At 68.2% G+C, this 20,799-nt stretch carries 18 protein-coding genes; 9 read left to right on the top strand and 9 right to left on the bottom strand.

Annotation, left to right across the window (positions count from 1 at the left end; translation table 11 throughout):
* Positions 1–26 precede the first annotated feature (26 nt).
* Positions 27–1,109 (top strand): inositol-3-phosphate synthase, encoded by a 1,083-nt coding sequence (locus KUM49_RS02000; RefSeq protein ID WP_217234891.1) that lies wholly within the window; start codon positions 27–29, stop codon positions 1,107–1,109.
* A 102-nt stretch (positions 1,110–1,211) separates the two neighbouring features.
* Positions 1,212–2,471, top strand: a complete 1,260-nt coding sequence (locus KUM49_RS01995) for an MFS transporter (protein ID WP_217234890.1) — start codon at positions 1,212–1,214, stop codon at positions 2,469–2,471.
* A gap of 112 nt (positions 2,472–2,583) precedes the next feature.
* Here KUM49_RS01995 and KUM49_RS01990 read toward each other — a convergent pair whose 3' ends face one another.
* The gene (locus tag KUM49_RS01990) at positions 2,584–4,026 is read right to left on the bottom strand and encodes a CCA tRNA nucleotidyltransferase (protein WP_217234889.1); all 1,443 of its coding nucleotides are present in this window, start codon (positions 4,024–4,026) and stop codon (positions 2,584–2,586) included.
* 256 nt (positions 4,027–4,282) lie between these two features.
* Between KUM49_RS01990 and KUM49_RS01985 the strand changes: the two genes are divergently transcribed.
* The 7 genes from KUM49_RS01985 to trxA all read left to right on the top strand — a co-directional run bounded on the left by KUM49_RS01985 (position 4,283) and on the right by trxA (position 13,992).
* On the top strand, positions 4,283–6,676 hold the full coding sequence (locus KUM49_RS01985) for a DUF6049 family protein (protein ID WP_217234888.1): 2,394 nt from the start codon (positions 4,283–4,285) through the stop codon (positions 6,674–6,676).
* 44 nt (positions 6,677–6,720) lie between these two features.
* Positions 6,721–8,988 (top strand): murein biosynthesis integral membrane protein MurJ, encoded by a 2,268-nt coding sequence (gene murJ, locus KUM49_RS01980; RefSeq protein WP_217234887.1) that lies wholly within the window; start codon positions 6,721–6,723, stop codon positions 8,986–8,988.
* A gap of 118 nt (positions 8,989–9,106) precedes the next feature.
* The gene (locus KUM49_RS01975; RefSeq protein WP_217234886.1) at positions 9,107–10,804 is read left to right on the top strand and encodes a protein kinase family protein; all 1,698 of its coding nucleotides are present in this window, start codon (positions 9,107–9,109) and stop codon (positions 10,802–10,804) included.
* A 21-nt stretch (positions 10,805–10,825) separates the two neighbouring features.
* Positions 10,826–11,551, top strand: coding sequence for an RNA polymerase sigma factor SigM (gene sigM / locus KUM49_RS01970; protein ID WP_217234885.1), 726 nt, complete (start codon positions 10,826–10,828; stop codon positions 11,549–11,551).
* Positions 11,548–12,480: an anti-sigma factor gene (locus KUM49_RS01965; RefSeq protein WP_217234884.1), complete on the top strand. Its 933-nt coding sequence runs from the start codon at positions 11,548–11,550 to the stop codon at positions 12,478–12,480. Before sigM ends, KUM49_RS01965 begins: the two co-directional genes overlap by 4 nt.
* Positions 12,481–12,648: 168 nt before the next feature.
* Positions 12,649–13,617, top strand: coding sequence for a thioredoxin-disulfide reductase (trxB, locus tag KUM49_RS01960; protein WP_217234883.1), 969 nt, complete (start codon positions 12,649–12,651; stop codon positions 13,615–13,617).
* 42 nt (positions 13,618–13,659) lie between these two features.
* Positions 13,660–13,992, top strand: a complete 333-nt coding sequence (trxA, locus tag KUM49_RS01955) for a thioredoxin (protein WP_217234882.1) — start codon at positions 13,660–13,662, stop codon at positions 13,990–13,992.
* Between the two features lie 55 nt (positions 13,993–14,047).
* Here the strand turns inward: trxA and KUM49_RS01950 are convergent, their stop codons facing one another.
* The 8 genes from KUM49_RS01950 to rnpA all read right to left on the bottom strand — a co-directional run bounded on the left by KUM49_RS01950 (position 14,048) and on the right by rnpA (position 20,795).
* On the bottom strand, positions 14,048–14,665 hold the full coding sequence (locus KUM49_RS01950; RefSeq protein WP_217234881.1) for a GNAT family N-acetyltransferase: 618 nt from the start codon (positions 14,663–14,665) through the stop codon (positions 14,048–14,050).
* Between the two features lie 322 nt (positions 14,666–14,987).
* Positions 14,988–16,088, bottom strand: coding sequence for a ParB/RepB/Spo0J family partition protein (locus KUM49_RS01945; protein ID WP_217234880.1), 1,101 nt, complete (start codon positions 16,086–16,088; stop codon positions 14,988–14,990).
* Entirely contained in the window at positions 16,085–17,158 is a 1,074-nt protein-coding gene (locus KUM49_RS01940; RefSeq protein WP_217234975.1) for a ParA family protein, read from the bottom strand. The genes KUM49_RS01945 and KUM49_RS01940 overlap by 4 nt, the downstream gene beginning before the upstream one ends.
* A gap of 290 nt (positions 17,159–17,448) precedes the next feature.
* A complete protein-coding gene (gene rsmG / locus KUM49_RS01935) occupies positions 17,449–18,165 on the bottom strand; it encodes a 16S rRNA (guanine(527)-N(7))-methyltransferase RsmG (RefSeq protein WP_217234879.1) in 717 nt (238 codons plus the stop codon).
* A 126-nt stretch (positions 18,166–18,291) separates the two neighbouring features.
* On the bottom strand, positions 18,292–18,804 hold the full coding sequence (locus KUM49_RS01930) for a R3H domain-containing nucleic acid-binding protein (RefSeq protein WP_217234878.1): 513 nt from the start codon (positions 18,802–18,804) through the stop codon (positions 18,292–18,294).
* A gap of 15 nt (positions 18,805–18,819) precedes the next feature.
* On the bottom strand, positions 18,820–20,070 hold the full coding sequence (gene yidC / locus KUM49_RS01925; protein ID WP_217234877.1) for a membrane protein insertase YidC: 1,251 nt from the start codon (positions 20,068–20,070) through the stop codon (positions 18,820–18,822).
* Positions 20,071–20,073: 3 nt separating this feature from the next.
* Positions 20,074–20,427 (bottom strand): membrane protein insertion efficiency factor YidD, encoded by a 354-nt coding sequence (gene yidD / locus KUM49_RS01920; protein ID WP_217234876.1) that lies wholly within the window; start codon positions 20,425–20,427, stop codon positions 20,074–20,076.
* Positions 20,424–20,795: a ribonuclease P protein component gene (gene rnpA, locus KUM49_RS01915; protein ID WP_217234875.1), complete on the bottom strand. Its 372-nt coding sequence runs from the start codon at positions 20,793–20,795 to the stop codon at positions 20,424–20,426. The genes yidD and rnpA overlap by 4 nt, the downstream gene beginning before the upstream one ends.
* Positions 20,796–20,799 lie beyond the last annotated feature (4 nt).

The raw sequence follows: 20,799 nt of genomic DNA, 5'->3' as shown, positions 1-20,799 counted from the left end.
ACTCGTACACACAGGGAGCAACCGGAATGGGTTCGGTTCGCGTAGCCATCGTCGGCGTGGGCAACTGCGCCGCGTCGCTGGTGCAGGGAGTCGAGTACTACAAGGACGCCGACCCGGCGACCAAGGTGCCCGGCCTGATGCACGTCCAGTTCGGCGACTACCACGTCGGCGACGTCGAGTTCGTCGCCGCCTTCGACGTCGACGCGAAGAAGGTCGGCCTCGACCTCTCGGACGCCATCGGTGCCAGCGAGAACAACACCATCAAGATCTGCGACGTCCCGAACAAGGGCGTCACGGTCCAGCGTGGTCACACGCTCGACGGTCTCGGCAAGTACTACCGCGAGACCATCGAGGAGTCCGACGAGACCCCGGTCGACGTCGTCCAGGTCCTCAAGGACCAGCAGGTCGACGTCCTCGTCTGCTACCTGCCCGTCGGTTCCGAGGACGCGGCGAAGTTCTACGCCCAGGCCGCCATCGACGCCAAGGTCGCGTTCGTCAACGCCCTGCCGGTCTTCATCGCCGGCACCAAGGAGTGGGCGGACAAGTTCACCGAGGCGGGCGTCCCGATCGTCGGTGACGACATCAAGTCGCAGGTCGGTGCCACCATCACGCACCGTGTGATGGCGAAGCTGTTCGAGGACCGCGGTGTCCGTCTTGAGCGCACCATGCAGCTCAACGTCGGCGGCAACATGGACTTCAAGAACATGCTCGAGCGTGACCGCCTCGAGTCCAAGAAGATCTCGAAGACGCAGTCCGTCACCTCGCAGATCCGTGACCGCGACATGGGTGCCGACAACGTCCACATCGGCCCGTCCGACTACGTGGCCTGGCTGGACGACCGCAAGTGGGCGTACGTCCGTCTCGAGGGCCGTGCCTTCGGTGACGTCCCGCTGAACCTGGAGTACAAGCTCGAGGTCTGGGACTCCCCGAACTCCGCGGGTGTCATCATCGACGCCCTGCGCGCCGCGAAGATCGCCAAGGACCGCGGCATCGGCGGCCCGATCCTGTCGGCGTCCTCGTACTTCATGAAGTCCCCGCCGGTCCAGTACTTCGACGACGAGGCCTACGACAACGTCGAGAGGTTCATCAAGGGCGAAGTCGAGCGCTGACAAGCCGGAACACAGCGCGCCAAGGCCCCGGTCTGCTCGCGTGTTCGAGGGTCCCCGAGGCATTGCGCCCGGGGGCCCTCCCCTTGTGTGAGGCTGTGCACCATGGCCGTCGTCCGTGACCTGCGTGTCCTCCTCCGCCTCCGGGACTTCCGACGCCTCCTCGCCGTACGTCTGCTGTCGCAGGGCGCCGACGGCGTCTACCAGGTCGGTCTCGCCGCCTACGTCGTCTTCTCGCCGGAAAAGCAGACCTCGGCCACCGCGATCGCCTCCGCGATGGCCATCCTGCTGCTGCCGTACTCCCTGGTGGGCCCCTTCGCAGGCGTCCTGCTGGACCGCTGGCGGCGCCGCCAGGTCTTCCTGTACGGCAACCTGCTGCGCGCCCTGATGGCATCGGTGACCGCCGTCCTGATCGTCAGCCAGGTCCCCGACTGGCTCTTCTACGTCTCCGCGCTGTGTGTCACCGCCGTCAACCGCTTCGTCCTGTCCGGCCTGTCCGCCGCGCTGCCCCGTGTCGTGGACGCGGAACGCCTGGTGATCGCCAACTCCCTTTCTCCGACCGCCGGAACGCTCGCCGCGACAGCGGGCGGCGGTCTCGCCTTCGTCGTACGACTGGTGATCGCGGACTCCGACGCGGCCGTGATGCTGTTGGGGGCTGCGCTGTACCTGTGCGGCGCGCTCGCATCGCTGCGCATGGCGCCGGAACTGCTGGGCCCCGACCGCGTGGTACCCCATCGACTCGCGACGGCGCTCGCCGGCACCGCCCGCGACCTGAGGGCGGGCGTACGGCATCTTGCCGCACCCTCACGCCGGGAGGCCGCCCGGGCGCTGGGCGCGATGGCGCTGATGCGGTTCTGCTACGGCGCCCTGCTGGTCATGCTGCTGATGCTCTGCCGGTACGAGTTCTCCTCGGACACGGACGACGGGCTCGCCCTGCTGGGCCTGGCGTTGGGGATCTCCGGCGCAGGTTTCTTCGCGGCAGCCGTCGTGACGCCCTGGGCGGCCGGACGGCTCGGTCCCGGCAAGTGGATCCTCGTGTGCGCGGCGGCCGCCGCGGCCCTGGAGCCCTCCCTGGGCCTGCCGTTCGCCGCGGCCCCCATGCTCACCGCGGCCTTCGTGCTGGGCCTGACGACCCAGGGGGCGAAGATCGCCACCGATACGATCGTCCAGTCCTCGGTCGAGGACGGCTTCCGGGGAAGGGTCTTCTCCGTCTACGACGTGCTGTTCAACGTCGCCTTCGTCAGTGCCGCCGCGGTCGCCGCCCTGATGCTGCCCCCGGACGGTCGGTCGGTGCCGCTGGTGCTCACGATGGCCGTCATCTACGGAGCGGTCGCCGTTGCCCTGGCTCGCTTTGAACGCTGGTGAGCGTCACCGAGCCATGTTTCACGTGAAACACACCCCTGAGTGGACCCGAGAGGGTCCCCGTGTGCGCGTCCGGGGTCATGTTTCACGTGAAACATGACCCCGTTTCACGGCTTCAGCTCTGTTCGGCCCACCACTCCTTGAGCGCGGCCACCGCCTCGTCGTGCTCCATCGGCCCGTTCTCCAGACGAAGCTCCAGCATGTGCTTGTAGGCGCGGCCGACCGCAGGGCCGGGCCCGACACCAAGGCTCTCCATGATCTGGTTGCCGTCGAGATCGGGACGGATCGCGTCCAGCTCCTCCTGCTCCTTGAGCTGGGCGATCCGCTCTTCCAGGCCGTCGTATGCCCGGGACAGCGCGGCCGCCTTTCGCTTGTTCCGGGTCGTGCAGTCCGACCGGGTCAGCTTGTGGAGACGGTCGAGGAGCGGCCCCGCGTCCCTGACATAACGACGGACCGCGGAGTCGGTCCACTCCCCGGCCCCGTACCCATGGAAGCGCAGGTGGAGTTCGACCAGGTGCGAGACGTCCTTCACCAGATCGTTGGAGTACTTCAGCTCGGTCATGCGCTTCTTGGTCATCTTCGCTCCGACCACCTCGTGGTGGTGGAACGAGACCCGGCCGTCGCTCTCGAAGCGGCGTGTGCGCGGCTTGCCGATGTCGTGCAGCAGAGCGGCCAGGCGGAGGACGAGGTCGGGACCGTTCTCCTCCAGCGCGATGGCCTGCTCCAGGACGATCAGCGTGTGCTCGTAGACATCCTTGTGCCGGTGGTGCTCGTCGCTCTCCAACCGCAGGGCGGGCAGCTCCGGCAGAACGTGGTCGGCGATCCCGGTGTCGACGAGCAGCGCCAGGCCCTTGCGTGGGAGCCCGGACAGAATCAGCTTGTTCAGCTCGTCCCGTACCCGCTCCGACGAGACGATCCCGATGCGCCTGGACATCTCCTTCATGGCCGTGACGACTTCGGGAGCCACCTCGAAGTCGAGCTGCGCGGCGAAGCGCGCGGCCCGCATCATCCGCAGCGGATCGTCGGAGAAGCTCTCCTCGGGGGTGCCCGGGGTGCGCAGGACACGCGCCGCGAGGTCGTCGAGGCCGCCGTGCGGATCGATGAACTCCTTCTCCGGCAGCGCGACAGCCATCGCGTTCACGGTGAAGTCCCGACGGACGAGATCCTCCTCGATGGAGTCGCCGTACGACACCTCGGGCTTGCGCGAGGTCCGGTCGTACGCCTCCGACCGGTAGGTGGTGACCTCGATCTGGTAGCCGTCCTTCTGTGCTCCGACCGTGCCGAAGGCGATCCCGACCTCCCAGACGGCGTCCGCCCACGGCCGCACGATCTTCAGTACGTCCTCGGGACGGGCGTCGGTCGTGAAGTCCAGGTCGTTGCCGAGCCGGCCGAGCAGCGCGTCCCGGACGGAGCCGCCGACCAGGGCGAGCGAGAACCCGGCCTCCTGGAATCGGCGGGCGAGGTCGTCGGCGACAGGAGCGACCCGCAGCAGTTCACTGACCGCGCGGTGCTGCACCTGACTCAGGGCGCTGGGCTTGTCTTCGTTGGCGTTCGGCACAACAGAAGAGGGTACGTGGCTCGGGCGCACCCGGGCTCCTCCATTAAACGGGCACAGACCCTCCACCTCGACCTGCACAAGGCCTGCCTGTGAGCCCCGCGAAGGGGTCCCCTTTATACATGCACAATCGGGACAGCACGGCCACGTCTCCCGATCTTGTGGAGCAGACCGCGGCACTTCCCCTCAGCGCGCATCGTTACCATGCGTGGACGCACATTCCGACGACCACTGACGACGACGAGGGACGGGCGAGCGCGTGGCCGAGGCGGCAGACTTCCAGGGGACGAGTCCCTCACCTGCCCGCCGCTGGCTGCGGCGCACCGGAGCGCTGCTTGCCGGGGCGCCTCTGCTGGCCGGGCTGTGCCAGCTGCCCTCAGCCACGTCCGCGCACGCCACCGAGCAGACCTCGGCGCAGGCCGCCGCTGACTCGGGCACGGTGTCCGTGGCCGTCGACACGCTCAGCCCCAGCGCCCCCACGGACGGCGACACGCTGACCGTGTCCGGCACGGTGACCAACAACGGCAAGCAGGCCGTCACCGACGCACATGTGGGCCTGCGGGTGGGCAACGAGGTGACGACCCGCTCGGGCATCGACAGCGCCGCCAGGGAGAGCAACGACACGCAGGCCGCCGCCGGGCCGGAAATCGGCGGCAAGTACGTCGAGAAGTTCTCCAAGCTGACCCCGGGCGTCGCCCAGCCCTTCTCCATCTCGGTGCCGGTGGACGAGCTCGACCTCGGCAACAGCGGGGTCTATCCGTTCGCTGTCTCGCTCTCCGGCGAGACAGCCGCACAGCCTTGGGAGCAGGTGCTCGGCGCGCGGAGCACGTTCCTGCCGTGGCAGTCCGGCGATCCGAACACGAAGACGAAGACGACGTACCTGTGGCCGCTCGTCTCCACCGTCCACATGACAGCGGAGACGGGGTCGAACGAACAGCAGACGCCGGTCTTCCGCAACGACGACCTCGCCAAGGAGATCGCCCCAGGTGGCCGCCTGGACCAGCTGGTGTCACTGGGCAAGAACCTCGACGTCACCTGGGTCGTGGACCCGGACCTGCTGGCCTCGGTCGACGCGATGACGAAGACCTACCGCGTGAAGTCGGGCAACACCACCAGGCCGGGCTCGCAGGAGAATCAGACCCTCGCCAACAACTGGCTGGCCGAGCTGCAGCAGGCGGTGGCGGGCAACGAAATCGTCGCGCTGCCCTTCTCCGACCCGGACCTCGCCTCCCTCGCGCACAACGGCACGAGCGTCGCCGGCTCTCTGAGCCAGCTCAAGAACGCCACGGACGTCGTCGTCAACACGGTGGAGACGATCCTCCACGTGAAACCGGTCACCGACTTCGCCTGGCCTGTGGACGGAGCCGTCGATCCCTCGATCGTCAAGGTCGCCACCTCCGCCGGCGCCGACAAGCTCATCGCACGCAGCGACAGCCTGCAGGAGACCGGCAGCCTGACGTACACGCCCTCTGCGGCCCGGCCCATCGGCGGCGGCACCACGGCCGTGGTCGCGGACGCTCGGCTTTCCACGGCCTTCCAGGGCGACCTGACAAGGGCCTCCGTCTCCACGCTCGCCGTACAGCGGTTCCTGGCCCAGAGCCTCGCCCTCAATCTGCAGACCGACAAGCAGCGCAGCATCGTCATCGCCCCGCAGCGCATGCCGTCGTCGCGCCAGGCCCTGGTCATGGCCGAGGCCGTGACGGCTCTGCAAGGCGGGAGCTGGTCCGAGTCCCAGGACCTCACGGCGGCCGCCACCGCCAAGCCCGACCCGGCGGCCACCACGAAGGTGCCGTCGGCGTCCAAGTACCCCTCTTCGCTGCGCAAGCAGGAGCTGCCGCGGTCGGTCTTCGCGCAGATCGCCGGCACGCAGAAGAAGCTCGACAACTTCAAGGTGATCCTCGCCAACCAGTCCCGGGTGGTGACCCCCTTCGGGCGAGCCTTGAACCGTGAGATGTCCACGTCGTGGCGCGGCCGGACCGCGGAGGCCACCAGCTTCCGCAACGAGGTGGAGTGGTACCTCGATGAGCTGAAGGACCAGGTCAAGCTGATCGACAAGTCCGAGACCAAGCTCTCCGGACGCAGCGCCACCATCCCTGTGACCGCGCAGAACAACCTGGTGCAGGGCGTGGACCACCTGGTGCTGCGGCTCACCTCGCTGAGCCCGAAGCGCCTCGAGATCGGCGGCAAGTCGTTCTACGAGCAGCGGGTCGAGGTCAACGGCGGACACAGCCAGACGGTGAAGTTCCCCACGACGGCCAAGGCCAACGGCAAGGCCACGGTGATCGCCCAGCTGTACACAGAGGACGGCCAGGCGTACGGCGAGCCCGTCACCTTCGACGTGAAGGTCACCGAGTTCACGGCCACCGTGATGCTGGTCATCGGCGGCGGCTTCCTCCTGCTCGTCCTTGCCGGCTTCCGTATGTACACGCAGCGCAAGCGTGCGTCCGCCCGTGAAGCCGAGGATGACGGCCCCGACGGGGCGAACGAGACCGAGGGCGAAACGGAGAACCCCGAGGGCATGGAAGACCGTCTTAAGGAGGAGTCCGGCACCCGGGCCCGGGCAGACGGCCCGGAGCAGCCGAGTGACCCGACGCCGGACACCCCAGCGGAAAGCGCAGACCCGTCCGGCACGGGTGAGAGAGTGGACCGTTGAGGATGTCGTGGCCGGTGGGCCCGGGACGATGAGGTGGGGTAACCATGAACGCGCCGTACGACGGTGACCGCGGCCAGGCCGCGGGCAGCTCGGGCGACCCCGAGGGCCCGCCGCCCGAGCACGGCCAGGTACCGCCGCAGCCTCCCGCGGACATGTACCTCCAGGACGCCTACGACCAGGACCCGTACCGGGCGCAGGAGCTCTACGCCCAGGACCCGGTCGCCGAGGCGCTCTACGACCGCGCGGCCCACCCTCCGCCGCCCCCGGGCGCGTACCAGCCGCAGCAGCCGCTTTACGGCCAGCCGCCGCAGTCGTCGTACGCCCCGGACCCGCGGGTGTGGGCACAGACACCGCCGCCCGAGCCGGAGGGGCCGACCCAGTACCTGCCGTACGGCGATGATCCCCGGACCACTCAGTTCGTGGGCGTCGACGACCTGGTGACCCAGGCCGGTGAGCCGCGCCACGAGCAGGACGCCTTCGCCCACCTCTTCCGGGACCAGCAGCAGGGCGGCGGCCACTCGCCGTACGACCCTCCGTCGGTTCCGAATCCATCCCCCGCACCGCCCGCAGGTCAGTACCCGGCGGCGACACCGCCCGCCCAGGCTCAGTACCAGGCGCCTGTGGCCCCTCCCGTCGCCGAGGCTCCCGCTCCGGCGGCGCCGGCTCCCGCCGCGAAGAAGGGCGGCAGGGCCACGGGTCTGCTGAAGTCCAGTGCCGTGATGGCGGCGGGCACGATGGTCTCCCGCCTCACCGGCTTCGTCCGCTCCGCGCTGATCGTCTCGGCGCTGGGCACCGCGTTCCTGGGTGACTCCTTCCAGGTGGCGTACCAGCTGCCGACCATGATCTACATCCTCACCGTCGGCGGCGGCCTGAACTCCGTCTTCGTGCCGCAGCTCGTGCGCGCCATGAAGGACGACGACGACGGCGGTGAGGCGTTCGCGAACCGGCTGCTGACTCTCGTCATGGTGGCGCTCACCGCGCTCACCGCGCTCGCGATGTTCGCGGCGCCGCTCCTGGTGCGGGCGCTGTCGAACTCCGTCGCGAGCGACCCCGCGGCCAACGACGTCGCCGTCACCTTCACCCGCTACTTCCTGCCCTCGATCTTCTTCATGGGCGTCCACGTGGTGATGGGGCAGATCCTCAACGCCCGTGGCAGGTTCGGCGCGATGATGTGGACCCCGGTCCTGAACAACATCGTCATCATCGTGACGCTCGGGATGTTCCTCTGGGTGTACGGCACCGCCGAGCACTCCGGCATGAGCGTCACGAACATCCCGCCGCAAGGCCAACGACTGCTCGGCATCGGCATCCTGCTCGGACTCGTGGTGCAGGCCCTCGCGATGATCCCGTATCTGCGCGAGACCGGCTTCCGACTGCGGCTGCGCTTCGACTGGAAGGGTCACGGCCTGGGCAAGGCCGCGATGCTCGCCAAGTGGACCATCCTGTTCGTCCTCGCCAACCAGGCGGGCGCGCTCGTGGTCACCCAGCTGGCCACCGCGGCGGTCGCCGACACGGCGATCCCCGGCACCGGCTTCAGCGCCTACGCGAACGCCCAGCTGATCTGGGGCCTTCCGCAGGCCATCATCACGGTCTCCCTCATGGCCGCCCTGCTGCCGCGCATCTCGCGCTCGGCCGCGGAGGACGACGGCGGAGCGGTGCGCGACGACATCTCCCAGGGCCTGCGCACGACAGCGGTCGCGATCGTGCCCCTCGCCTTTGGCTTCGTCGCCCTCGGCGTCCCGATGTGCACCCTGATCTTCGGCACCTCCGGCACGAGCGCCGCCACCAACATGGGGTACATGCTGATGGCCTTCGGTCTCGGCCTGATCCCGTACTCGGTGCAGTACGTCGTCCTGCGTGCCTTCTACGCGTACGAGGACACCCGAACGCCCTTCTACAACACGGTGATCGTGGCGGCCGTCAACGCCGCCGCCGCCGCCGTCTGCTACATCGTGCTGCCGGCCCGGTGGGCCGTGGTCGGCATGGCAGCCGCATACGGCCTGGCGTACTCGATCGGTGTCGGCGTCGCCTGGCGCCGACTGCGCAAGCGGCTCGGCGGAGACCTCGACGGCGGGCGCGTCCTGCGGACGTACGCCCGGCTGTGCATCGCCTCGGTACCGGCCGCCCTGCTCAGTGGCGCCGCCTGCTACGGCATCGGTCACACGCTCGGCCAGGGCGTCCTCGGCTCGTTCGCCGCGCTGATCGTCGGCGGGGCGGTACTGCTCGGAGTCTTCTTCGTGGCAGCACGCAAGATGCGTATTGAGGAGCTGAACTCACTGGTCGGCATGGTCCGCGGGCGCCTGGGGCGCTGAGTCGGGGGTACGAGCACAACCATCGTCAGCCACCGTGTGTCGTGCATAGCGGCGGACTGTGGGCACAATTGGTTTCGGCGTCACATGACGCGCAATGGATGGGGAGGCAGGAACGACGGTGGCGGAACGGAGCACGGCTGCCGTCGACGTGGCAGACAACAGCGGTGACAAGCCGCTGACCGCCGAGGCGGACCAGTCCACGGCCGACGGGGTGGCCAAGAACCGGGAGCGGGACACGGAAGACGTCGAGGCACAGGGGAGTGGCGGGACCGAGAGTCCCGGAAAGGCCTCACCACCGGAGCTGCACAGCGGACACAAGCTCGCCAGACGCTACCGGCTCGAGGAGTGCGTCACCCGTCTGGACGGATTCAGCAGTTGGCGTGCCGTGGACGAGAAGCTGCGTCGCGCCGTAGGCGTCCACCTTTTGCCCGCAGACCACGCGCGGGCCCGTTCGGTGCTGGCCGCGGCCCGCTCCTCCGCGCTGCTGGGTGATCCGCGCTTCGTCCAAGTCCTCGACGCCGTCGAGGAGAACGACCTCGTCTACGTCGTTCACGAATGGCTGCCCGATGCCACCGAGCTGACCACGCTTCTCGCCGCCGGCCCGCTGGAGGTGTACGACGCCTACCAGTTGGTCAGTCAGATCTCCTCGGCCATGGCCGCCGCCCACCGCGAGGGCCTCGCCCATCTGCGTCTGAATCCCAACGCCGTGCTGCGCACGTCGACCGGCCAGTGGCGCATCCGCGGTCTCGCCGTCAACGCCGCCTTGCGCGGCATCAGTTCCGAGACCCCGCTGCGCACCGACACCGAGGCGATCGGCGCACTGCTGTACGCGGCGCTCACCCAGCGCTGGCCGTACGAGAACGACGCCTACGGGCTGTCGGGGCTACCCAAGGACATCGGCCTCATCGCCCCCGACCAGGTGCGTGCCGGCGTCCACCGAGGCCTGTCCGAGCTGGCCATGCGGGCGCTCTCCAACGACGGTGCGACCGCCTCCCGTCACGAGTCTCCGTGCACCACGCCCGAGGAGCTGGTGAAGGCCATCGGCGAGATGCCCCGCATCCGCCCGCCGGAGCCGACGTTCACCGCCCCACCGGACTACCAGCGCACGACGTACCAACAGGGCACGTACGGCCGCCAGGCGCCACATCCGGGCATCACCCAGCCGGTGCCGGCTCCACCGCCTCCTCTGCAGAGCCGTACCGGCAGGGCGCTGAAGTGGGCCGTTTCGGCCCTCCTCATCGCCGCACTCGGACTGGGCAGCTGGCAGTTGGCGGACGCCCTCATCGACCGGGGCGGCAAGTCCGAGGAGACGAACCAGACTCAGACGACGGACGGGGACGGGGACGGCAAGACCCCGACGAAGCCGGCCAGCGCTCCGATCGCCATCAGCAGTGCTCGCGACTTCGACCCGTTCGGCGCCGACGGCTCGGAGAAGCCGGGCGACATAGACAAGGTCTACGACAACTCGTCCAGCACGTACTGGCAGACGGACTACTACCTCAGTTCCGACTTCGGCCGACTGAAGCCCGGTGTCGGCGTCATCCTCGATCTCGGCAAGGTCCAAGAGGTCGGGAAGGTGACCGTTTCCTTCGTGGGGAACACATCCGTCGAGCTCCGCGCCGCCTCCGGTGACGCGAGTTCGGAACCCACGTCCTTCGACGCCTACACCAAGGTCACGGGGGGCTTCGGCACGAGCGTGACCCTCACCCCCGACAAGTCCCTCAAGTCCCGCTACCTTCTGGTCTGGCTGACCAAGCTGCCGCAGATCGACGGTGAGTGGCGGGGCCGGGTGGCGGACATCAAGGTGACCAGCTAAGGACGAAGGGAAGGGGGCCCGATGGCAGATGACACCGCGTACGGCGACACGAGCGATCGGGACCTCCTGACCCGCCACGTGGAGGGCGATCCCGACGCCTTCGGTGAGCTCGTACGCCGGCACCGGGATCGGCTCTGGGCGGTTGCCCTGCGGACGCTGGGAGACCGCGAGGAGGCCGCTGACGCTGTCCAGGACGCCCTCGTGTCCGCCTACCGGGCCGCCCACACCTTCCGGGGCCAGTCGGCCGTCACGACGTGGCTGCACCGGATCACCGTGAACGCCTGCCTGGACCGCGCCCGCAAGGCCGCCTCCCGGAAGACCTCGCCGGTCGACGACACCGAGCGCCTCGAACAACTGCTGGAGCCGCACGAGTCCGCCTCGGCACCCGCGGAGCGCAACGACCTCCACCGTCAGCTCCTGGAAGCACTAGGCACCCTTCCCCCCGACCAGCGGGCCGCGCTCGTCCTGGTGGACATGCAGGGCTATCCGGTCGCCGAGGCCGCTCGCATGCTCGATGTGCCGACCGGGACGGTGAAGAGCCGCTGTGCCCGCGGCCGAGCCAGACTCCTGCCCCTGCTCAAGCATCTGCGGCCGGAAAACACCAGTGCCGACAGAGAAGCGGGCACGGGGCGGAACCGGACGCAGGGGACATCCGTCCCACCCGCAGCGGGACCGCGCCGAGCGGGACCGCCGGACACAGGACCAAGCGATTCAGCTGCAGTGAAGGGCGGAGGTGGGCGGGCGTGACATCCACGACAGATACAGCCGGGCACCCGGACGTCGCGGAGATCTCCGACCTCACCGAAGGCCTGCTCCCGCCGTCCCGAACCCAGGACGTACGACAGCATCTGGACGAATGCGAACTCTGCGCGGACGTCCACGCCTCACTGCAGGAGATCCGGGGACTGCTGGGAAGCCTGCCGGGTCCCCCGCGTATGCCCGCCGATGTCGCCGGCCGTATCGATGCCGCCCTCGCCGCGGAGGCCCTGCTGCAGGCCACCGCACCCGATGCTGTGGACGCGCCCGCACCCGTCAGCGCCGACTCCGTGTCCGATGCGTCGCCCGCATCCGTATCCCCCTCGGACGACAGTGCGCATGTTTCACGTGAAACATCGGCGGACCGGCCCGCGGGCCGTGCTCGATCCTCGACCACCGGACCGGGCCGCAAGGAGCCCAGGCGGAGCGGTCGACGCCGCGCTGTCGTCCTCGGCGCCGTGTTCACCGCAGCGGCCCTCGGCTTCGGGTCGGTGCTGCTGTCCTCGATGAACGACGGCCAGCCCTCAAATCCTGCGGCTAAGTCCACGTCCGCGGACACCTTCTCCGAGGCCCAGCTGGAGAAGCAGGTCTCCGATCTCCTTGCCCGGAGCCAGGGCACCGGCAGTGGATCCCAAGCTCCGCACAGCCTGGGCGCGGAATCCCTCCCCAACAACTCGCCCAGGGTCTTCAAGGACCCCGTGGTTCCTGCCTGCATCCAAAAGGGCATCGGCCGCAGCGACACAGCGCTCGCGACCGAGAAGGGGATCTACAAGGGGACGGACACCCTCCTCGTCGTGCTGCCCGACACTCCCGACGGCACCCGCTTCACCGCCTACCTCATGGATGCGACCTGCGTGGGACAACCGTCGTCGTCCGCCACGGCCAAGGTCCTGCTGAAGCAGTCCTACACCGATTCCTGACCGCGCACGCTTCGTCCCCGTGCCGCGTGGTATCCCGTACGGTGTCGCATCCTCGTGTGCCCGGACACAGCGGGAATGCGCGCCCCTTAGGATCCGTTGGGTGGGGTGAGAGTTCCGAGAGGAACTCCCCCGGACATACGACGCAGTCCAGAGACGAGGAATCAAGCCGTGAGCGACGTCCGAAACGTGATCATCATCGGCTCCGGGCCCGCCGGCTACACGGCGGCGCTCTACACCGCGCGCGCGTCGCTGAAGCCGCTGGTGTTCGAGGGCGCCGTCACCGCGGGTGGTGCACTGATGACCACCACCGAGGTGGAGAACTTCCCGGGCTTCCAGGACGGCATCATGGGCCCCGAACTCATGGACAACATGCGCGGCCAGGCCGAGCGCTTCGGTGCCGAGCTCATCCCTGACGATGTCGTCTCCGTCGACCTGTCCGGTGAGATCAAGACCGTCACCGACACCGCGGGCACCGTCCACCAGGCGAAGGCCGTCATCGTCACCACCGGCTCGCAGCACCGCAAGCTCGGCCTACCGAACGAGGACGCCCTCTCCGGCCGCGGTGTCTCCTGGTGCGCCACTTGCGACGGATTCTTCTTCAAGGACCAGGACATCGCCGTGATCGGCGGCGGCGACACCGCGATGGAGGAGGCCACCTTCCTCTCCCGCTTCGCCAGGTCCGTGACGATCGTCCACCGCCGCGACACCCTGCGCGCCTCCAAGGCGATGCAGGAGCGTGCCTTCGCCGACCCGAAGATCAAGTTCGTGTGGGACAGCGAGGTCACCGAGGTCCAGGGCGAGCAGAAGCTCGCGGGCGTGAAGCTGCGCAACCTCAAGACCGGCGAGCTCTCGGACCTAGCGGTCACCGGCCTGTTCATCGCCATCGGCCACGACCCGCGCACCGAGCTGTTCAAGGGCCAGCTGGAGCTGGACGAGGAGGGCTACCTGAAGGTGGACGCGCCCTCCACGCGAACGAACCTCACCGGTGTCTTCGGCGCCGGTGACGTGGTCGACCACACCTACCGCCAGGCGATCACCGCGGCCGGCACTGGCTGCTCCGCCGCCCTCGACGCCGAGCGTTTCCTCGCCGGCCTCGCGGACGAGGAGAAGGCCGAGCCCGAGAAGACCTCCGTCTGACCCCCATCCGCCCCACCGCACCAACCAGTTAAGGAGCCCGCCGTGGCCGGCACCCTCAAGCATGTGACCGACGATTCCTTTGAGCAGGACGTCCTCAAAAGCGACAAGCCCGTTCTGGTGGACTTCTGGGCCGCTTGGTGCGGCCCGTGCCGCCAGATCGCGCCGTCCCTCGAGGCGATCGCCGCCGAGTACGGCGACAAGATCGAGGTCGTCAAGCTGAACATCGACGAGAACCCGGGTACGGCCGCCAAGTATGGCGTCATGTCCATCCCGACCCTGAACGTGTACCAGGGTGGCGAGGTCGCCAAGACCATCGTCGGTGCGAAGCCGAAGGCCGCGATCGTCCGCGACCTTGAGGACTTCATCTCCGAGTGACGTTTCACGTGAAACACGAATGGGCCGACCTCCAGGGGTCGGCCCATTCGTCTGTCTAGAGCGGCCGGAGCACCGGTTCCTTCTGTACAGCCCCGAGGAGTCGGTCCAGTGCCATCTCCACGTCCTCCTTCCAGGAGAGCGTGGAGCGCAGCTCCAGCCTCAGCCGCGGGTACGTGGGATGAGGCCGGACCGTCTTGAAGCCCACCGCGAGGAGATGGTCGGCGGGCAGCAGGCAGGCCGGTTCCTTCCAGCGGGCGTCTCCGAAGGCCTCGATCGCCTTGAAGCCCCGCCGCAGCAGATCCTTGGCGACCGTCTGCACCATCACCCGGCCCAGCCCCTGCCCCTGATAGCCCGGCATGATGAAGGCGGTCATCAGCTGCACGGAGTCGGGTGAGACGGGGCTCGTCGGGAATGCCGTCGAGCGGGGCACATAGGCCGGGGGAGCGTAGAGCACGAAGCCCACCGGCACGTCGTCGACGTACACGACCCTGCCGCAGGATCCCCAGTCCAGCAGGACGGCGGAGATCCAGGCTTCCTTCTCCAGGGCGGGTGTTCCGGCTTTTACCGCGGCTTCACCGCTGACTGGGTCCAACTCCCAGAAGACACACGTGCGACAGCGCTGGGGAAGGTCCTGAAGGTTGTCCAGCGTGAGCGGTACGAGCCGACGCCCCATGAAGGCTGTTCCTCGCTTCCTTCGCCCGCCGCGTCGCGGGCGGCCGTCAGAGCGCTTCGTTCCCTGAGCAGGCTGCCGACGAAGCCGCCGACTGCGCCCAGCCCCAGGCCCGCGCTCACCAATCCGGTGCGGCTCACCGTTCGCATGGCCCCTGCCTCTCCCCTCAGAGGTGCTGCCGGGTGGATGCGCCATACCCGAACGCATCGTATCCACGATGAGATTCCACCGACACCGCCTGAAAGCAAAGAGCGGGCTCTGTCCAGTACTCACCGGACACAGCCCGCCCCGGCGGCCGAGCGGGATCACTCGCCCAGCCGGACACTCAGTCCTCCGACTCCTCGGAGTCGTCGTCCACAAGGCTCTTCTGCAGAACCGGTCCCTCTCCGGGAGCGAGGCTGCTGAGGATCCGCTCAAGGTCCTCCATCGACGCGAACTCGACGGTGATCTTGCCCTTCTTCTGGCCCAGGTCGACCTTCACCCGCGTCTCGAAGCGGTCCGAGAGGCGCGTCGCAAGGTCGGTCAAGGCCGGTGAGAGCCGGGTACCGGCCCGCGGGCCCTTGGAGCGCTGAGCCGTCTGGGGCCGAGACCCCATCAGCGTCACGATCTCCTCCACGGCTCGCACAGATAGGCCCTCGGCCACGATCCGGTGGGCCAGCCGGTCCTGCTCCTCCGAGTCGTCGACGGAGAGCAGCGCCCTCGCGTGACCGGCCGAGAGGACTCCGGCGGCCACCCGGCGCTGGACCGCCGGCGAGAGCTTGAGCAGGCGCAGGGTGTTGGAGACCTGGGGGCGGGAACGACCGATGCGGTCCGCCAGCTGGTCGTGCGTGCAGTTGAAATCCTTGAGCAGCTGGTCGTAGGCGGCTGCCTCTTCCAGTGGGTTCAGCTGGGCACGGTGCAGGTTCTCCAGGAGGGCGTCCAGGAGGAGCTTCTCGTCGTCCGTGGCCCGGACGATCGCCGGGATCGCCTCAAGTCCCGCCTCGCGGCAGGCCCGCCAACGCCGCTCGCCCATGATGAGCTCGTAGCGCGCCGGGCCGAGCTGCCGTACGACGACGGGCTGGAGGAGACCGACCTCCTTGATGGAGGTGACGAGCTCCTGCAGGGCGTCCTCGTCGAAGACCTCACGCGGCTGCCGCGGGTTCGGCTTGATGGAATCGAGGGGGAGCTCCGCGAAGTGGACTCCGATGGGCGGCTCAGGCGCCTCCAGGGCACCGTTCGTCGAAGGGTCCTCGGTTTCATGTGAAACAGGCGGCAGCATGGCCACTTTCGCCGCGGCCACCCCACGGTCGGTGGTCAGCACCGGTACAGCCGCCGGGGACGTCGAAGAGCCGCCTCCCGTTGCGGCCGGAGCCACCGTCCTCTCCGTCGGGGCAGCAGGGATCAATGCGCCGAGACCACGACCCAAACCCCTCCGTCGCTCGCTCACTGGATCCCCTCCACCATGTTCAGGTCGCTCTGTGCGCCGATGTGCGCGTGTGTCGCGTCGTAGGAGACGCCGACACCCTTCAGCGCGATTTCTCGTGCCGCCTCTAGATAGGACAGGGCACCACTCGATCCTGGATCGTAGGTCAGTACCGTCTGTCCGTAGCTCGGTGCCTCGGAGATGCGGACCGAGCGGGGAATGCTCGTCCGCAGCACCTCGTCACCGAAGTGACTGCGCACCTCGTCCGCGACCTGGGACGCGAGACGTGTCCGGCCGTCGTACATGGTGAGCAGGATCGTCGATACATGCAGGTCGCGGTTGAGGTGTCCCCGCACCAGATCGACGTTGCGCAGCAACTGCCCCAAGCCCTCCAGCGCGTAGTACTCGCACTGGATCGGGATGAGGACCTCCTGGCCGGCGACCAGCGCGTTGACCGTCAGCAGGCCGAGCGAGGGCGGGCAATCGATAAGGATGTAGTCCAGCGGCTGCTCGTAGGCCTGGATCGCCCGCTGCAGTCGGCTCTCCCGCGCCACCAGGGACACCAGCTCGATCTCCGCACCGGCGAGATCGATCGTGGCGGGGGCGCAGAAGAGACCCTCGACGTCGGGGACCGGCTGGACGACCTCGGAGAGAGGCCTGCTGTCGACCAGCACGTCGTAGATGGAAGGCACGTCGGCGTGGTGGTCGATCCCCAGCGCTGTGGACGCGTTGCCCTGCGGGTCGAGGTCGACCACCAGGACACGGTTGCCATGCAGCGCCAGCGAAGCGGCAAGATTGACGGTCGTCGTCGTCTTGCCCACTCCGCCCTTCTGGTTGGCGACCACCATGACCCGGGTTTCCTCGGGACGCGGCAGACCCTCGCCGGCGCGGCCCAGAGCCTCTACCGCCAGTTGGGCAGCACGACCGATCGGGGTGTCGTCCATCGGGGGCGGTGTTTCACGTGAAACATCCTCCCCCATCGACTCGGTACGGGGACCGGGGACCGGATCGGTCATCGGTCCCGCAATGTTGGCGTCGGACCGCAAGGATTCACTCTCCTCGACTTCAGGCTCGCAATGCACAGAGCCTCCCATGTCTTCGGGGTCGTGAACCAGCGAGGGCCGGTCTTCTGTGGATGAATCCACACCTGTGGACAACTCTGTGCCCCCCGCGAAGGGCCTGCGGTCACGCGGAGTCACAGAACGGCCACGACTGATGATCCCATGCAGCAGTGAGCGACGTTTCACGTGAAACACGATGCCGAGCACCCCTCGCGGGATGCGCACGACACTCCGACGTGCGTACTTTTGACAGCCTCAATACGTGTCGCTGGTCATCACAACGGATCAATGACGCGAAACAGGGGGAGCCTGCTCCGCCCGGATCAACGACGTCGACGCGTTCGCCCCGTCCGGGCTGCCTTCGCCCGCTTCGCCGCGAAACGCACACCGCCCGGGCTCTCGCCGACCTCGACCCGTACGACGGTGGACAGGGGATCCACGACGCCTTCACCGACGTGCAGGATGGACGTCTCCACGGCACCGAGCTTGCTCAGTGCCGTGGATGCGCTCTTGAGCTCTTCCTCCGCCGTGTCGCCCTTGAGTGCGAGCATCTCCCCGTAGGGACGCAGCAGGGGAATGCCCCAGGTCGCCAGCCGGTCTAGCGGGGCCACAGCGCGTGCCGTCACCACGTGTACGGGTGTGAGCTTTCCCATGACCTCCTCGGCCCGCCCACGAACGACGGTCACATGGTCCAGGCCCAGCATCTCCACGACCTCGGTCAGGAAGGTCGTGCGGCGGAGCAGGGGCTCCAGCAGCGTGATCTTCAGGTCCTCCCGGACGAGCGCCAGAGGGATACCGGGCAGGCCGGCGCCCGAGCCGACATCGCACACCGTCACCCCTTCGGGGACAACCTCGGAGAGCACCGCGCAGTTCAGCAGGTGCCGCTCCCACAGGCGAGGCACCTCGCGCGGACCGATCAGGCCGCGCTGCACGCCCGCCTCCGCGAGCAGCTCCGCGTATCGCACGGCGTCGGCGAAGCGATCACCGAACACCTCGCGGGCACGCTCGGGCGCGGGGGGAAGCTCCGCTGCCTCCGTCACGGGGGACCGTCCTTCCGTACCGCGTGGGCGCACCGGGCGCCGACGCCAGAACCACCAGAACTATCAGGCTGACAAAGTCCGGCCCCGTCTGCGCAACAGACGGGGCCGGAGGAACGTACGGACCGATCAGGCGGGAAGCACGACGACGAAGCGCTGCGGCTCCTCGCCCTCTGACTCGCTGCGCAGGCCGGCGGTCTTGATCGCGTCGTGCACGACCTTCCGCTCGAACGGCGTCATCGGCTTCAGCTTCACCGGCTCACCCGAGCTCCTGACCTCGGCCGCGGCCTTGGCACCCAGCTCGGAGAGCTCCTCGCGCTTCTTGGCGCGGTAGCCCGCGATGTCCAGCATCAGTCGGCTGCGGTCCCCGGTCTCCCGGTGCACGGCAAGGCGCGTGAGCTCCTGCAGGGCTTCCAGCACCTCGCCGTCGCGGCCGACCAGCTTCTGCAGGTCGCGGCCGCTCGCGTCACTGATGATCGATACAGCGGCGCGGTCGGCCTCGACGTCCATGTCGATGTCGCCGTCGAGATCGGCGATGTCGAGCAGACCCTCGAGGTAGTCCGCCGCGATCTCACCCTCCTGCTCCAGGCGGGTAAGGGTGTCTGCACCCTCGGCAGCGGCGGAGGTGGTGCCTTCCGTCACGGGATGGACTCCTTCTTACTTCTTGGACGGGGACTTGGGCCGCTGCGGGCCCTTGCGCTGTCCTGACTGGGCCTTGCTGCGGGAACCACCGGGCTTCTTGGCCGCGGCGGGCTTGGCGTCCTCCGGCTCGTCGGACTTGATCAGCGACGGGCCCTCGCCGGCCACCTTGGCACTACCGGACTGGCGCTGGGACTTGCTCTGCCGCTTGGGCTGCTGACGCTTAGGAGCGGCGGCGCTCGTGGGCGTACCGTCCTCGGTCTGGGACACGACCTGAGTCTCGCCCTTCACCACGGTGCCGTCGGCCTGGGCCGCGAGGCCCGCCTTGTTCAGACCGTTGATGAACTTGCGCTCGAACTCGTTGCGGTCGCGGCCCTTGGCCACGATGGCCTTGACGATGGCCTTCTCGCCACGGCCGCGCGTCTTGCCGTGGTGCGTGACGTGCTTGTACAGGCGCTCCAGGTACGCGGCCTGCGCCGTGGAACCCGGGGTCGGGTTGTTGCGGATGACGTACATCTGCTGGCCCATGGTCCACACGTTGGTGGTCAGCCAGTAGACGAGAACACCGACCGGGAAGTTGATGCCGAAAACGGCGAACATGACGGGGAAGACGTACATCAGCATCTTCTGCTGCTGCATGAACGGCGTCTTCACGGTGGTGTCGACGTTCTTCGTCATCAGCTGGCGCTGCGTGTAGAACTGCGAGGCCGACATCATGACGATCATGACCGCGGTCACGATGCGCACGGTGGTCAGCGAGGCGTCGAGGGCGGCGACGTCCGAGCCGCTGTCGGTGAACTTCGCGGCCAGCGGAGCACCGAAGATGTGCGCCTTCTGCGCGCTGTCCAGCAGGCCCTGGTTGATGGAGCCGATGGTGTCGTTGTTCGCGATGCTGTTGAGCACGTGGTACAGGGCGAAGAAGAACGGCGACTGCGCCAGGATGGGAAGGCACGAGGAGAGCGGGTTGGTGCCCGTCTCCTTGTACAGCTTCATCATCTCTTCGGACTGACGCTGCTTGTCGTTCTTGTAGCGCTCCTGGATCTTCTTCATCTCGGGCTGCAGTGTCTGCATGGCCCGGGTCGCCTTGATCTGCTTCACGAAGAGCGGGATCAGGCAGATACGGATCAGGATCACCAGAGACACGATGGACAGGCCCCAGGCCCACCCGGTGTCATCGCCGAAGAGGGCGCCGTACACCGTGTGGAACTGGACGATGACCCAGGAGACAGGTGTCGTGATGAAGCTGAAGAAGCTGGCAATCGTGTCCACTAATCATGCTCCTTGGGCATGGGACGGGGTCTCTGCGGCCGGGCTCATAGGAGCCTGCCCCGAGGTGGCCGGTTCGGCGGAGGAGGGCCCGCCCCTGCGTGTACGCCAGGCGCCACGCAGCATTTCGTGCCACCGCGGACGCTTGCGCGGCGGGACATGGTCCACACCGCCCAGCGACCACGGATTGCACCGCAGGATGCGCCAGGCCGTGAGTCCCGTGCCCTTGATCGCACCATGCCGGTCGATGGCCTGGTACCCGTAGTGGGAGCACGACGGGTAGTACTTGCACACCGGCCCGAGCAGGGGGCTGATCGTCCACTGGTACAGCTTGATCAGCGCCAGCAGCGGGTACTTCATCGCGCGCCCCCTCCCAGCAGCCGCTCCAGGGCGGCATCCAGGTCTTGGGCCAGTTGTGCATGATCGGCGTCACCCGAACCGGGCAACGCTCGTACGACTACCAGGCTACCGGGGGGCAAGGAGGCGACTCGATCGCGCATCAGATGGCGAAGCCTGCGCTTCACCTTGTTGCGCACCACCGCACCGCCCACGGCCTTGCTCACGACGAAACCCGCACGCGTCGGGGGAGCGCTCTCCCCAGGCGCGTGCGGGTTCGTGGCACCGCTACGAAGGTGGACGACGAGAGTCGGGCGTCCTGCCCGACGCCCTCGTCGTACCGCGGTCGCGAAGTCCTCGCGCCGCCTCAGCCGGTTCTCGGTGGGCAGCACGATG

Origin of the sequence: Streptomyces sp. AC555_RSS877, from assembly GCF_019049245.1 — a bacterium.
GTDB lineage: Bacteria > Actinomycetota > Actinomycetes > Streptomycetales > Streptomycetaceae > Streptomyces.
The sequence above is the reverse complement of the archived record's forward strand: the minus strand, read 5'-3'. Positions and strand labels throughout refer to the sequence as shown.